We start from the raw sequence: 14,377 nt of genomic DNA, 5'->3' as shown, positions 1-14,377 counted from the left end.
TCAGGGGTTCTTACGGTCGCTGTGCCCGAGATCGCGGTCGGGCGCCACGCGGTCGCGCACCAGTTGCTTGAGCACGGTGATGTCGGGGAAGCCGCCCTGCTCTACGCGGTCCCAGATCAGCTCGTCGTCCACGGTGATCCGGAAGATGCCTCCGGTGCCGGGGACGAGCGCGACCTCGCCGAGTTCCTGCCCGAACGTGCCGAGCAGTTCCTGCGCCATCCACGCTGCCCGCAACAGCCATTGGCACTGAGTGCAGTAGGTGATCGCGACCCGGCCGTCGGCGCTGCTCGTCGTCATCGTGCCAGGTTAACCGAACGCGCTCCGCCGCTTGCTGTTCGAGTTGCACGCGCGACACCTGTTCGTCATGCGGACGTCAGGATCCTGGTGCAGACTGTCGATCGCCATGCTGTGACCCTCGAGGAAAGGAAGCCGCCATGTCCACCGCGCTCGAAGAATCGCGTCGCCACGCCATCGAACTGACCAACGAGAAGATCCAGGCCGTCAAGGACTTCTTCACCAACATCTTCCGCCTCGACACCACGCACCAGACCGAGGCCTGACCCACCGGGGAGGCCTTCTGCTCGAAGGTCTCCCCCGGGTTCAGCGGAGGGTCTCGAAGAAATCCACGACTTCCGCGGTCCGGAAATGGTCTTCGGAGACGTGTTCGCCGCTCACCTCGACGAGTTCGACGGAGACCGAGTCGCGGCGCAGCATCTCGACCCACGGTCCGGTGACACCGGCGATGTTCGCCACCTCGTCCTCGCTCGACGCGTATACCCGAATCGGCACCCCGGCATAGTCTTCCGGGTGGTGCCGGACGGCGTCCCAGCCCGCGGTCCTCGGTTCGAGATCGTGACCGTCGGCCGCCGGCCCGAACGCGTCCCGCACGGTGTCGCGTCCGTGCTCACCCAGTTCCCACACCGCGCGCAGCGACAGCGACGGGGCGACGAGCACCAGGCCGTCCCACGCGACCTCCCGCAGTCGCACGGCGTTGGCGGCGGCGTTGCCACCCATCGATTCTCCGATCAGGAACCGGCGCGTCACCGGCCACCGCTGCGAGACCCACTCGTCCAGCGCGACGACGGCGTCCTGCGCGCGCCGGTTTCCCCACAGGTCGCCGTGCAGGTAGGGCGCGGCGACGACGTAGCCGGCGTCGAGCAGTCCGTCCCGCAGCCCGAACCGGTCGTCGATCGACCGCTCGTCACCCGTGCGGCCGTGCAGGTAGTACACGACGGCCGACGGCGTCACCCCGTGCGGCACCGCGACCACGGCCCGGTCGTCGGCGCGAGGGACCGTCACCGCGTATTCGTCGTACCGCGTGAGCTGTGCCGTGCGGCGTACCGGCACGTCGCCGGGCTCGTCACGAACGGTCACCCCGCCACGCTAACAAGCGGGCCCGGCCCGGTTTCGCCGAGTCGAGCAGAACCCCGAGGGCGCGCTCATATACTTCCTAGCGTGAGCCCTACCTGCGAGGGGGACCGATGTTCGGCTTCCTGCTACGACGAGCGCTCAACTACCTTGTGCTGTTGCTGCTGGCCTCCTTCCTGACGTTCAGCCTCGCCTCCCTCACGTTCCGGCCGCTCGACAGCCTGGAGCAGCGCAACCCCCGGCCCCCGCAGTCGGTGATCGACGCTAAGGCCGACGAACTGAATCTGGACGAGCCGATTCCGGTGCGATACGCGAGTTGGCTCCGCGGCGTCGTCCACGGCGATTTCGGCACCACCATCACCGGACAGCCGGTGTCGGACGAACTGGGGCGCCGGATCCTGGTGAGCCTGCGGCTTCTGATCCTCGGTTCCGTGATCGGCGCCGTGCTGGGGGTGCTGATCGGCGCCGCCGGTGCGATCCGGCAGTACAAATTCAGCGACTACTTCAGCACCGTCGTGTCGCTGCTGATTCTCAGCGCGCCCGTGTTCCTCGTCGCCACCCTCCTGAAATACGGTGCTCTGCAGATCAACTCGGCCACCGGCAATCAGATCTTCCTGTACACCGGCGAATCGTCGGCCAGCACGATCACCGGCTTCTGGCCGCAACTGGTCGACCGGCTCCAGCATCTGGTGCTGCCGACCATCGCGCTGGCGTTGGGCAGCATCGCCGGTTACAGCAGGTATCAGCGCAACGCGATGCTCGACGTTCTGGGAAGCGACTTCATTCGGACCGCGCGGGCGAAGGGGCTGACCCGGCGGACGGCGCTGCTCAAGCACGGGCTGCGGACGGCGCTGATCCCGATGGCGACGCTGTTCGCCTACGGTTTCGGCGCGCTGGTCGTCGGTGCCACGTTCACCGAGAAGATCTTCGGCTGGCACGGAATCGGCGAGTGGATCGTGATCGGCATCGACACCCAGGACACCAACATCGTCGTCGCGATCACCTCGTTCACCGGTCTGATCGTGCTGCTGTCGGGGCTGCTGTCGGACGTGGTGTACGCGGCCCTCGACCCGCGGGTGCGTGTCGGATGACCGAGATCCAGATCGCGTCGACCGATGCGGCGGTGTCGGCCGTCGGTCGACGGACCCTGCTGTGGCGGCGGTTCCTCCGGAACAAGCCCGCCATCGCCGGCGCCTGCGTGTTGCTGCTGCTGTTCGTGGTCAGTTTCGTCGGGCCGTACCTGCTGCCCTACGACTATCAGCAACTCGACTACACCGCGCTGCTGCAGCCGCCCAGTCCGCAGCATCCGTTCGGCACCAACCAGATCGGTCAGGACGTCCTCGCGCAGACGCTGCGGGGCCTGCAGAAGTCGCTGATCATCGGGATCTGCGTCGCGATCTTCTCGACCGCGATCGCGGCGCTCGTCGGTGCGCTGGCGGGGTATGTCGGCGGCTGGCCGGATCGGGTGATCATGTGGCTGGTCGATCTGCTGCTCGTCGTCCCCAGCTTCATCATCATCGCGGTGTTCACGCCCCGGTTGAAGGCCGCGAGTTCGATCGTCCTGCTGATCGTGCTGCTCGCGGTATTCGGCTGGATGATCACCGCCCGGATGGTGCGGGGAATGACGCTGAGCCTGCGTGAGCGGGAGTTCGTCCAGGCGGCCCGCTACATGGGGGCTCCGACGCACAAGATCATCACCAGCCACATCGTCCCCAACATCGCGTCCATTCTGATCATCGACGCGACGCTGAACGTCGGTGCCGCGATCCTCGCCGAGACGGGCCTGAGCTTCCTCGGATTCGGCGTCCAGAAACCCGACATATCCCTCGGGTCGCTCATCGCCGACGGCACCGCGTCCGCCCTCACCTACCCGTGGCTGTTCCTGTTCGCGGGCGGGCTGCTGGTGCTCACCGTGCTGTCCGCGAACCTGGTGGGCGACGGTCTGCGCGACGCGGTCGACCCCACGTCGAAGCGCGCCCGCTCCCGCCGGAAGAAGGCAAAGCGGTGACGGGGGAACCGCTGCTCGAGATCGAGAACCTGCGGGTCAGCTTTCCCAGCGAGGAAGGCCGGATCGACGCGGTGCGCGGCGTCAGCTACGGCGTCTCCGACGGCGAGGTGCTCGCCATCGCGGGCGAGTCGGGCTCGGGGAAATCGGTGGCGTCGCTGGCCGTGATGGGTCTGCTGCCCGAGCATGCGCGGGTCACCGGGTCCATCCGATTGCAGGGCCGCGAATTGCTGGGGATGGGCGACCGGGAGCTGTCGGCGCTGCGCGGCAAGACGGTGAGCATGGTGTTCCAGGACCCGCTGTCCGCGCTGACGCCGGTGCACCGGGTGGGCGATCAGATCGCGGAGGCGCTGCTCGTGCACGGCCGGGCGAGCAACAAGAAGGACGCGGCGCAGCGGGCGGTGGACCTGCTCGACCTCGTCGGGATACCCGATCCTGCGGTGCGCGCCAAGGCGTTTCCCCACGAGTTCTCCGGCGGCATGCGCCAGCGTGTGGTGATCGCCATCGCCATCGCCAACGACCCTGCCCTGATCATCTGCGACGAGCCGACCACGGCACTGGACGTGACCGTGCAGGCGCAGATCCTGAACCTGTTGCGCAAGGCCCGCGACCTCACCGGCGCCGGCGTCGTGATGATCACCCACGACATGGGCATCGCCGCGACGCTCGCCGACCGCGTGGTGGTGATGTACGCGGGCCGGGTGGTGGAGTCCGCCCCGGTGCGTGAACTGTTCGCCGAACCCCGAATGCCCTACACCGCCGGGCTGCTCGTGTCCGTGCCCCGGATGGACGCGCCGATCCGGAGCCGCCTGGTTCCGATCGCCGGCGCACCACCCGCGCTGCATTCGCTGCCACCGGGGTGCACGTTCGCGCCGCGCTGCCCACTGGTCGTGGACGATTGCCGACTCGCCGAGCCCGACCTCGTCGCGACCGGGCCGGGCCACCGGGTGGCCTGCATCCGGGTCGACGAGGTGGGCACCCGCGACCTGTTCACCGCCTACCGCCGGAGCCAGCCCGACCCCGCGGCCGCGGATCACCCGGCGCCCGAGCACCGGGTGGTCCTGCGGGTGACGGACCTCGTCAAGACGTATCCGATCACCCGCGGCCTGGTGTTCCGCCGCACCCGGGGCGAGATCCGGGCGGTCGACGGCATCAGCTTCGACATCCGCGGCGGCCGCACGCTGGCGTTGGTCGGCGAATCCGGCTCCGGCAAATCCACCACGCTCACGCAGGTCCTCGAACTGGCCGCGCCGGAATCCGGTTCGATCGAGGTACTCGGTGCCGATGTCGCGGCGCTGAGCAAGCACCGGAAACGCGAGCTCCGCCGCAAGATGGCCATCGTCTTCCAGGATCCGACGGCGTCGCTGGATCCTCGGCTGCCCGTGTTCGACGTTCTCGCCGAACCGCTGCGGCTGGACGGGCGCGGACGCGAGGAGATCGGGCGCCGGGTGCCGCAGTTACTCGACCTCGTCGGATTGCGACGCGAGCACGCCGACCGGTATCCGGCCGATTTCTCGGGGGGTCAGAAACAGCGGATCAGCATCGCGCGGGCGCTCGCCCTCGATCCGGAACTGCTGATCCTCGACGAGCCGGTCTCGTCCCTGGACGTTTCGATCCAGGCTGGGGTGCTCAATCTCCTGCGCGACCTCCAGGAGCAGCGGGGCATGTCGTACCTGTTCGTCTCCCACGACCTGTCGGTGGTCCGCAACATCGCTCACGACGTCGCGGTGATGTTCCAGGGCAGGATCGTCGAGTCGGGGCCTGCGGAGGCGATCTTCGCGGACCCGCAGCACGAGTACACCCGGGCACTGCTCGAGGCAATTCCCGTTCCGGATCCGACGTTTTTGGCACACTAGGGTTTTTGACACACCAGGGTCAGCGAACGTCGAGGAGGGCCATCGCCATGAGGATTCGTTCGGTGCGCACCCGCCTCGCGGTATCGGTCCTGGCCGTCGGCCTGATCGTCAGCGGCTGCGGGGGTTCGGACAACGGTGGTGTCGACGCCGGATCCGGCTCGATCGGCAGCACCAACGACATCAATCCGCACGATCCGAGCGAGATACGCGACGGCGGCAATCTGCGGCTGGCGTTGTCGTCGTTCCCCGCCAACTTCAACGCCCTGTCCAACGACGGCAACGACTCCGAGATCGCCGGCCTCCTCAAGCCGATGATGCCGCGCGCATTCAGCACCGACGCGGCCGGAGCCCTGTCGGTGAACCACGACTACTTCACCGACGTCGCGCTCACCGGCACCGACCCTCAGCAGGTCACGTACACGATCAACCCGAAGGCGGTGTGGTCGGACGGCACCCCGATCACGTGGGCGGACATCCAATCTCAGGCCGCGGCGCTGAACGGTAAGAACAAGGAATATCTGATCGCGAACACGTCCGGGTTCGAGCGGGTCGATCGGGTCGAGCGCGGCGTCGACGACCGGCAGGCGGTGATCACGTTCGCCGAGCCGTACGCCGAATGGCGGGGCCAGTTCGCGGGCAATTCGATGCTCTACCCGAAGTCGGTGACCGCGACGCCCGAGGCTTTCAACGCGAGTCTGCGCGACGGAATCCCCCTGACCTCGGGCCCGTTCCGCATCGAGTCGACCGACAAGGCGCAGAACCGGATCACGCTGGGCCGCAATCCCGCGTGGTGGGGTGACACACCGAAACTCGACACCATCACCTACAGCGTTCTCGACGACTCGGCCCGCATTCCGGCGTTGCAGAACAACGAGATCGACGCGTCGGGGCTGGCCACGATCGACGAGGTGAAGACGGCGCAGGGCTCGGCCGGCATCGCGATCCGCCGGGCACCCGGAAACCAGTTCTCGCACATCACGTTCAACGGAGCGGAGGGCTCGATCCTCGCCGATCCGGAACTGCGGGTGGCGGTCTCGAAGGGTATCGACCGGCAGGGCATCGCGACCGCGATCCAGAACGGACTGGTCGACGATCCCCAGCCGCTGAACAATCACGTGTACCTCGACGGTCAGCAGGGCTATCAGGACAACAGCGAATCGGTCGCCTACGACCCCGAGGAGGCCGCGCGGCGGCTCGACGAACTCGGGTGGAAACTCAACGGCGAGTTCCGCGAGAAGGACGGGCGCAGGCTCGAGATCCGCGACGTGATGTACCAGTCGACCACCTGGGTGCAGATCGCGCAGATCGTGCAGCAGAACCTCGCCCAGATCGGTGTGAAACTGAACATCGACACCCGCGGCGGCAACGGATTCTTCACCGACGTCATCCAGCCCGGCGACTTCGACGTCGCCCAGTTCTCCTGGGTGGGTGATCCGTTCCCGCTCAGCGGCCTGCCGCAGATCTACGCGTACAACCCGGACGATCTGCAGGGCAACTACGGCCGGATCGGATCGCCCGAGTTGAACGCTCTGATCGAGCAAACCATCTCGGAACTCGATCCGCAGAAGGCGATCGAACTGGCCAACGAGGTAGACACCGCGGTGTTCGAGGAGGGATTCTCGCTGCCGCTGATGCAGGCGCCCGGCAATGTCGCGGTGCGCGACAACCTGGCGAACTTCGGCGCGCCCGGTCTCGCGTCGTACGACTACACCACGATCGGGTTCCTGAATCAGTAGTCCCGTGGCCGTGCGCTACCCCATGGTCGCCGGCGTGTGCGCCGTGCTGGTGTGCGCCGCGTTCATGCCGTTCGCGGACGCCGATCAGCTCAGCGCTCTGGTCGTCGTGGCGGCGGCGGTGCTCGCCGTCACCGGTTACACCTGGTTCGCGGCCACGCGGACGGGATCGGAGCCGGGTCGACCCGTCATCGTGCACCGGGTCCGCCAGCAGCACCGGCTGACCAGCAGGTCCTGGATCGAGATCGACGAGAAACCGAGACCGCGGTGGATTCCCGTGTTCTTCGATCCGGCCCTGGTCACGATGCCGACGCCGACGGCGGCGACGGTGCGCGACGCCGGCAGGCGCAGCGTCGTGACCTGGAACGGGCGACGGCTCCTCCCGTCGGGCCGTACACGTCGGTCGGAGCCGGTCGGCCGGCTGATCGACAACCCGTCGCGGCCGGACCCGGACGGTCCCGTGCGTGCCCGGAACGCCGCCCGGCCGCTGCAGCGAATCGTCCTCGACGCACAGTTCGCGGTCGTGGCGCCGTTCGCCGGCGCACTGTGGGTGTACGTCGCGGGCGGCGGATTCACCGCGTTCGCCGGAGCGACGTGCGTGGCGGCCGTCGTCGCGGTGTGGTTCGCGGCCATCAGGGGATCCGACCCCAGCTGACCGTCACGACATGGTGACGCCCGACGTCACGAAGCACGGGAGCAGTCCGGCGACCTCGCTCAGCACCGGCCCGAACCCGACGGCGGCCGGTACCGGGTCGTTGACGAACGCGACACCCCGGAACCCGGTGGTGAGGTTCGTGAACTGTACGACGGCGCCGTTCCACTGCGCGAGGGGCGCCGCGGTGGTGTACCGGATGCGGTCGGGTGCGACCCGCTCCGCGTTGAACGTCAGCCACGCGCCGGGGGCGCACGTCGACATCGAACCGGGAATGAACGGTGCTGCGGAGACTGCCGAGGGCACTGCGAACGACAGTGCGCCGGCGACGGCGATCACTGCTCCCAGCCGACCCACCAGTTGTCGAGTAGACATCGGAATTCCTTTCGGGGCGCGACAATCCGTCTCCCCGAGTACGGCGGAACCGCGTCACTGAGTGTGAAATACCAGCTCCGAGAATTATATCTCCGCAGGTACCTCCCACCGCTAGGGCCGAGAGGCGTCGCCGAGGTCCAATTCCAGCCGGTCGCCGTCGAGCCGCACTACGCGAACGATGCGCGATTCCCCGGCCGCCGTGGTCACCTCGAGACTCCCGTCGTCGTCCGCCGACACCCACGTGCCCTCTCGTGGTTCACCGGCGTCTCCCCGGCCGATCGTCCAGTCGACGAAGGAGCCGTCCGGCCGGAATTCGATACCGCCGCGGCCCCGTGCCCGCGGGAAGTCGAATCCCGCCGGCCGGTACACGCGGAGCCCGTCGTGGTCTTCCTCGAACGAATGCCCCCAGCGGCCGTCAAGCGCGGCGGACGATGCCGGACTCGGGGCCCGCCCGGTCCACAACGCTTTCCGGACCCCGTCGAGGCAGGCACCCATCCGGGCGCCCTGCCCCTTGGTGAACATCACCATCCCCGCGTCGTCCGTGTAATCCATGTAGTCCATGAACAGGTCGCCGTGCGGACCGTTTCCGCAGCTGACGTGCGGGAATCGCGGCATCCCGACGTTCTGCCCGCCCTGGTTGGGCGTGTCGGCCACCTCGTCGGAGCCGCGGCAGCCGGTGCCGTCGTCACCCCAGATGTGGAAGAGGTTCAGGTAGTGGCCGATCTCGTGGGTCGCGGTGCGCCCGAGGTCGAACGGGGCCCGTGCGGTGCCCGTCGTCCCGAACGCGGTGTAGGTGATCACGACGCCGTCCGTGTCGACCGGGCCGCCCGGGAACTGCGCGTACCCGAGCAGTCCGCCGCCGAGCGCGCACACCCAGATGTTCAGATAGCGCTGCGTCGGCCACGGATCGGCGCCGCCGCGGGCCGCGGACTTGACGCCGTCACTCTGGTCGAATGCGGCGACTTCGGTTGTGGTGCGGGTTATTCCGCTGGTGAGACGTCCGGACGGGTCGGTGTCGGCGAGGAAGAACTCGACTGCGGCGTCACCGACCAGATACGCGAAGACGTCCGGGACGGTGTCCACGTCGTCGTTGGCGGCGCGGAAGTCCTTGTTGAGCACCGCGATCTGGCTCTCGATCTGCGCGTCGGAAATGTTCTGCGCCGCGGTGTTCGACACGACGTGCACGACCACCGGAATCCGGGCCACCCCGCGGTCGGAGATCGATTGCAACGCTTCCAGTTCGATGGTCTGGTTCTCGATCTCCGACCGGGCGATCCGATACGACTCCGACTCCGTCAGCAGCCGGCGGTGCACGTCCATCGTGCCGCACGTGCGGCGAGTGGGCGGTTCGAACAGTGGTTCAGTGCTGCTCATGATGACGTGGGTCCTTTCCGGCGTCAGAGAACGAGGTCCTGGGGACGAACGAGTTCGCGGGGCAGGCTGCTCGCCTCGATCCGTTCGAGTGGATCGGCCGCGACGTACGGGCCCAGGTCCAGACCGGTCAGCTGGGCGATTCGCCGGACGGGAACCTGGAACGTGCGGTAGGCGCCGTAGGAGAACTCCTCCTCGCCCGCGGCGAATTCGTCGAGCAGCGCGGCCTGGCTGAGCAGATAGCCGGTGACCGACAGTGTGCCGTCCTGCTTCACCATGGCCACCGCCTTCCAGAATTGCCGCGGCAACGACACCCCGCGGTACACCGGGTCGTCCGGCGCCAGCACGGGACCGGTGACGACGCTGACGGCGAGATCGGCGGTGTCCGCGTTCTTCAGGACGTAGTCCTCGAGCCCCAGCCACAGTGTCTGCCCGGCGTTGAAACTGTGGTGCTGCGGGGTGCAGTTCGTGAAGTGGAACGTGTCGTCGTTCGCGGCCTTGGCAAGCGGACCCCATGCCGGGTCGAGACGGCGCACGAGGTGCCCGCGGTCGAGGGGGTTGTCCCGGTACACCTCCTCGCCGGTCTGCTGATCGGCCGGAAGCCGTGGGTCGAGAATCCACCGGTCGCTGTCGCGCCTCGGGCTCTGCGACTGGGTGCCGTCGATGTTCACGGCGGTGAACAACGCAAGCGCCCGCTCACGGTGCATCACGACGCTGAAGTGGTGATATTTCAGCTCCGGCGACGCCACCGCCGGCACCCCGGGCCGCGGAAGCGGCAGCGGCACCCGCAGGAAGTTCGCGTCGTACCCAGTTCGGGTTCCGTAGTCCGGATCGATCGAGATCGCCTCGGGCGCAGCGGGTTGCGCGGCCGCAACGGACTCGATGGATCCGAGGCGCACCGTGATCTCGAGCGGCACCCGCACCGTCACTTCCCGGTCGCGTGCGGCCTCCGGCGGGGAAGTCGGTTCGGTCCGCTCGGCGGTGCGGAGTTCGTCGACGAGGCCGCGCGAGTGCGGTGGCAGGTTCTGGGCCCGCACGAATTCGAGGATCCGGCTGATGCGTACCCCCTCGTTGAGGAACCCGCCGAACTCGGTGTGCTGCGGCGCCCGCACACTCGCATGATGCAACGCGACCACCTCCCACTGGTCATTGAACACCGGTGATCCCGAGGATCCGGGTTCCGTGTCCGCCGAGTAGTGCAGAAATTTTTCCGGAATGTCGACGATGCGGTTCTCGCGCAGGGCGACCTGCTTCTTCTCGCCGCGGGGATGCTGCACGATGGTGACGAATTCACCGATGATGGCCTTGCCTTCCGCCTGGATCAGCGGGGTGAACCCGAATCGGGCGAGTGTCCCGGGCTCGGCACCGACCGCGACGAGGGCGAAGTCGCGTTCCCGGTCGGCGAGATAGAACCGGGCCGGGTCGAGGGGAAACATCTGCACGGGACGCGGTGTGCCGTCCACACCGTCCTGGTAGTCGAACTCGATGGCGCTGCTTCGGGCGGTGCCCGCGTCCGGCAGTACGTGATGGTTGGTCAGCAGCAGCGTCGGCGAGACGAGGAAACCCGTGCCGTACCCCTGCAGGACGCCGCGTGCGTCGCGGATGTTCACGCGTCCGACGGACCGGGCCGCGGCGACGCCGGCCTCGAGGTACCGGGCACCGACGTAATCCGCTGTGCCTACGATCTTCTCGAGAAGCTGATCCGGGATCGCGTCGGCCGCCCACTCCCCCGACGCGTAGTAGCGGCCGAGTCGGTCCACCCGTTTGGCGATCCGTTCGGGAGTGTCGGCCGCGGCAATGCCGCCGGGTCCGATGAGCGCGTCCACGTGCTCGCCGCGCTCCGGTGCCCGTTCGCGGGCACGCAGTTCCGCCGCGTCGTGCTGCCGTTGCCGCTCCGCCTCGAACGTTCCGGCGCGCATGTCGCGCTGCGACTGCCCGTCTCCGATGCTGTCGACGATGGTCATGACGCTGTCCTCACGTAGTCGGCCGCTGTGTGGTGTGGCAACGAGCCTCGTCGACGCGGGCGTCGCGGTCATGCGTAGTCGGCTACTCGTTTCTCGGGCCGGCGTCGTCGTCGACGCATTCGTATTGCTCGACACCGTTGCGGACGACCCGCCGGATTCGGGTGCCGTCCGCGACGAGGTCGTCGAGGATCGGGACCGCCAGTTCCGGGCGGATCGGGGTCTCCGCGAGGAGCTGCCCGAGTTCGAGCGCGTCCGATCCGATCGCGCCGACGATGACCGTGCGCCGTGCGCGGTCCAGTGCCGCGTCGACGTCGAGTTTCCGCGCGGTGTCGCCGCCCCCCGCCGGTATCCGCGCCGCCGTCTCGACCAGCAGTTCCCGGACCTCACGCGCGGACAGATCGCGGTCGGTCGCCCACACCAGCATTGCCGCGACGGCCACGTACAGCGCGGCGAACGTCGTGCCCTCCATCTCCGGTCGGTCGACGAGTCGGTCGCAGGTCGTCCCGGTGATCGTCCGCGGCGCGTAGACGTCCGGTTTCCCGAGGTCGGCGAAGTACGGGGTTTCGTGAGTGAGTGTGCCGTCGTCCTCGATCGCGCCGACCGCGAACGCGTCCGCGGTCCAGGCGGGATAGACGGGCTCGTCGGAGTGATCGCCCGACGCGATTACCAGTCTGCCGTCCCCGACCAGGCGGGCGATCACCGCGTTCTGCTCGTCCGAGGGCACCGCGTTGCCGTAGTCGAACACCAGGATGTCGGCATCGGCCGCGGCGGCGTCCTCCATCCACCGGCAGACGTCGCGCTCCGCGGGGACACCGTCCGCGAACACCAGCTCCTGTGGAAGCAGTTCGGCCAGAGCCGATTCCCCCTCGCCCGTCTCGCCGGCGACCACCCGTCCCGGAACCCCGTGCTCGATGGCGCACTGGGTGACCGCGACGGCGATCTCCTCGCGCCTGCCGATCGTGAACGGGCCTGCCACCGCCAACCGCAACGCGCGCCGCACCGGAGCGGGTTCCGGCTCGGCCACCGCCGACACCGCGGTCTCGGCCCCGAAGAAGTCGGATCCGGTGTCCGGCTCCGGGGGTTTCGCGGTGCCGACGCCGAGTTGCCGGACGAGGTTCGGCAGATCCTGCGGGTCGAAGGTCCCGTTCTGGGAGGCGAGATCCGCCAACTGCTCCCACAGTTCCAGGTGCCGGACATCGGTGTAGAGCAGGGAGAGGTCCTTCTCCGGGTAGCGGGTCAGCGCCGGCAGGTTGCGCCGGATCCATTGCCACACTTCCGGCCACGACAACGCGTCCAGACGGATCGTCCGCACCTCCGAGGGCCGGAGCGACGCCGTCAGTTCGACGAGGTCCCCGGTGGTCGCGACTGCCAGCCGCGCACACCCGCGACGCTCGGTCAGGAGGATCAGCGCGGTGAGCAGGTCGGCGGCGCCCGGGGTGTCGGCGAGGAGCAGGTCGCCGTCGTCGATCACGATCGCGGCGGGGACTTCGGTGAGGTCGCCGAGCAGTCGCTCCCACCAGTCGCCGGCGCTGAATCTGCCTTCCCGCACGGTGCGAACCCCGGCGTCGCCTATCAGTTCGGCGACCAGGTGGGCGAACTCGCGCATCGGATCGGGCTCCGCGAGAAGACGTTTGGCACTGATGAACAGAAGCGCGATTCGCGGGTCGAGTTCTTCGAGAATCCGGTCGAGGAGGGCCGTCTTTCCCGTGGACGGCATCCCGACGACGTGGAGCAGTCGCGCGGACGTCTGCCCCGACAGCACATCGACTCCTTCGCGCAGTTCCGCGAGCCGGGAGATGAAGCGGAGTTCGCCCTGACGGATCCCGAGTCGCAGTTCGTTCCGGCGCGGGGCGGGCTCCGGTCGCGCCTTCGCCTCGGGGTCGATGATCGCGCCGGGCTCACTGCCGCCGACGAACAGGCACGGCACCGCCCAGTCGAGAAGGGGTTCGCCGCTGTTCTCGTCCCCGTTGACCGCCAGCCGTGCCAGCCGCAACGCCTCGGCCACGGGTTGGCCTGCGGTCAGCGCCTGGTAGAAGAACCGTGTCAGCAGCCGCTCCGTCCGGAACGGCAGCACTGCCTGCATCCCGATCACCATCGGGCAGGCGTCCCGCACGCAGATGTCCGCGGACGACAGCGGTCCCGGCCACGGGTCGTCGTCGACGACGCCCGCCGGCGCGCGCGCCGTCTCGCAGCCCGCGAACACCGCCAACCGCAGGTCCGGCAGTTGCTGCAGCAGCAACGCGAATTCCTGGCTGGGCAGCAGCCTGCCGCGGCCGTTGCGGCGCTCGAGCTTGAGCCCGTCCGGATTGGCGTGACCCAGGTAGTGGAAGAGATGAAAACCGCGCCGCTGCGTGGCCATTCGACTGCGGAGCCGTTCGACCGACGGACGGTCCTCGACCACCACCCGCAGCAGACCGCGGGCGATCAGCGGCTGCAGTTCCGACAACAGACTGCGTTTCTCCGCGTACAGGTCGAACGGGGCCTCGGAATCCTCGGGACCCGCCCGCAGGGGGCTCGACATCACCAGCAGAAGATTGAGCGGCGGCTCGATCGGGGCCTGCCGAATCGGGTACGTGCGGGACCGCCCGGACCGCACCACGTGGACGTCGCGGGCCATCGCGAGGAACCGGTCGGGTCGCTGCGGATCGAGCAGCAACTCCCACGGCCACGCGCACACGTCCTGCGGCGCGGCGAGAACCCGCAGCAGCAGCCTCGTTCCCGACGTCTGCGCGATCCCCCGGCTCTGCTGCAGCAGCGTGACGATCTCGGGGACCCCGAACACGAGGTCCGTCAACACCTTTCCGACGTCGAGCGCCGGGGAGGCCGCGTCGGTGCGCGCATGCCGGACCGTGTCGGTCAGCCAGTCGGACGGCGCGTCGATCGACTTTCCGGTGACGTCGTTCGGCAGTTTCCATTCCGGGATCGATCGCCGCACCGCGAACACCGATCCCATCCGCGACTGCGCCGAGAGCCAGACGTGGTCGCCTGCCCGCAGCACGCTGATCTCCAGTTCCTCGAATCCGGGTACGGCCTGCGGTCTCATGTCTCCGCGC

The 14,377-nt window shown here is 68.4% G+C and carries 12 protein-coding genes; 6 read left to right on the top strand and 6 right to left on the bottom strand.

Features of this window, described 5'->3' with window-relative positions:
* Window positions 1-297 carry a SelT/SelW/SelH family protein gene (locus tag ACFTWF_RS39890; RefSeq protein WP_378466591.1) on the bottom strand — a complete coding sequence of 99 codons (297 nt, stop codon included), beginning with the start codon at window positions 295-297 and terminating at the stop codon, window positions 1-3.
* A gap of 137 nt (window positions 298-434) precedes the next feature.
* On the opposite strand from ACFTWF_RS39890, the gene ACFTWF_RS39885 reads away from it, so the two are divergent.
* Entirely contained in the window at window positions 435-560 is a 126-nt protein-coding gene (locus ACFTWF_RS39885) for a hypothetical protein (protein ID WP_378466590.1), read from the top strand.
* 40 nt (window positions 561-600) lie between these two features.
* Here the strand turns inward: ACFTWF_RS39885 and ACFTWF_RS39880 are convergent, their stop codons facing one another.
* Window positions 601-1,374, bottom strand: a complete 774-nt coding sequence (locus tag ACFTWF_RS39880) for an alpha/beta hydrolase family protein (RefSeq protein WP_378466589.1) — start codon at window positions 1,372-1,374, stop codon at window positions 601-603.
* 107 nt (window positions 1,375-1,481) lie between these two features.
* Here ACFTWF_RS39880 and ACFTWF_RS39875 point away from each other — a divergent pair, with 107 nt between their 5' ends.
* The 5 genes from ACFTWF_RS39875 to ACFTWF_RS39855 all read left to right on the top strand — a co-directional run bounded on the left by ACFTWF_RS39875 (window position 1,482) and on the right by ACFTWF_RS39855 (window position 7,617).
* Window positions 1,482-2,459, top strand: coding sequence for an ABC transporter permease (locus tag ACFTWF_RS39875; protein ID WP_378466588.1), 978 nt, complete (start codon window positions 1,482-1,484; stop codon window positions 2,457-2,459).
* On the top strand, window positions 2,456-3,376 hold the full coding sequence (locus ACFTWF_RS39870; RefSeq protein ID WP_378466587.1) for an ABC transporter permease: 921 nt from the start codon (window positions 2,456-2,458) through the stop codon (window positions 3,374-3,376). Before ACFTWF_RS39875 ends, ACFTWF_RS39870 begins: the two co-directional genes overlap by 4 nt.
* Window positions 3,373-5,229, top strand: coding sequence for a dipeptide ABC transporter ATP-binding protein (locus ACFTWF_RS39865; RefSeq protein ID WP_378466586.1), 1,857 nt, complete (start codon window positions 3,373-3,375; stop codon window positions 5,227-5,229). The genes ACFTWF_RS39870 and ACFTWF_RS39865 overlap by 4 nt, the downstream gene beginning before the upstream one ends.
* A 47-nt stretch (window positions 5,230-5,276) precedes the next feature.
* Window positions 5,277-6,965: an ABC transporter family substrate-binding protein gene (locus ACFTWF_RS39860; RefSeq protein WP_378466585.1), complete on the top strand. Its 1,689-nt coding sequence runs from the start codon at window positions 5,277-5,279 to the stop codon at window positions 6,963-6,965.
* Between the two features lie 64 nt (window positions 6,966-7,029).
* Window positions 7,030-7,617 carry a hypothetical protein gene (locus tag ACFTWF_RS39855; RefSeq protein ID WP_378466607.1) on the top strand — a complete coding sequence of 196 codons (588 nt, stop codon included), beginning with the start codon at window positions 7,030-7,032 and terminating at the stop codon, window positions 7,615-7,617.
* Between the two features lie 3 nt (window positions 7,618-7,620).
* Here ACFTWF_RS39855 and ACFTWF_RS39850 read toward each other — a convergent pair whose 3' ends face one another.
* The 4 genes from ACFTWF_RS39850 to ACFTWF_RS39835 all read right to left on the bottom strand — a co-directional run bounded on the left by ACFTWF_RS39850 (window position 7,621) and on the right by ACFTWF_RS39835 (window position 14,367).
* Window positions 7,621-7,989, bottom strand: coding sequence for a hypothetical protein (locus ACFTWF_RS39850; RefSeq protein WP_378466584.1), 369 nt, complete (start codon window positions 7,987-7,989; stop codon window positions 7,621-7,623).
* 111 nt (window positions 7,990-8,100) lie between these two features.
* Complete coding sequence (locus ACFTWF_RS39845) at window positions 8,101-9,363, bottom strand: zinc metalloprotease (protein ID WP_378466583.1); 1,263 nt, start codon at window positions 9,361-9,363, stop codon at window positions 8,101-8,103.
* Between the two features lie 23 nt (window positions 9,364-9,386).
* Window positions 9,387-11,324, bottom strand: coding sequence for a DNA/RNA non-specific endonuclease (locus ACFTWF_RS39840; protein ID WP_378466582.1), 1,938 nt, complete (start codon window positions 11,322-11,324; stop codon window positions 9,387-9,389).
* An 82-nt stretch (window positions 11,325-11,406) separates the two neighbouring features.
* Window positions 11,407-14,367 carry a CHAT domain-containing protein gene (locus ACFTWF_RS39835; RefSeq protein ID WP_378466581.1) on the bottom strand — a complete coding sequence of 987 codons (2,961 nt, stop codon included), beginning with the start codon at window positions 14,365-14,367 and terminating at the stop codon, window positions 11,407-11,409.
* Window positions 14,368-14,377: the final 10 nt, after the last annotated feature.

Origin of the sequence: Rhodococcus sp. NPDC056960, from assembly GCF_042674125.1 — a bacterium.
Classification (GTDB): domain Bacteria; phylum Actinomycetota; class Actinomycetes; order Mycobacteriales; family Mycobacteriaceae; genus Rhodococcus_F.
The sequence above is the reverse complement of the archived record's forward strand: the minus strand, read 5'-3'. Positions and strand labels throughout refer to the sequence as shown.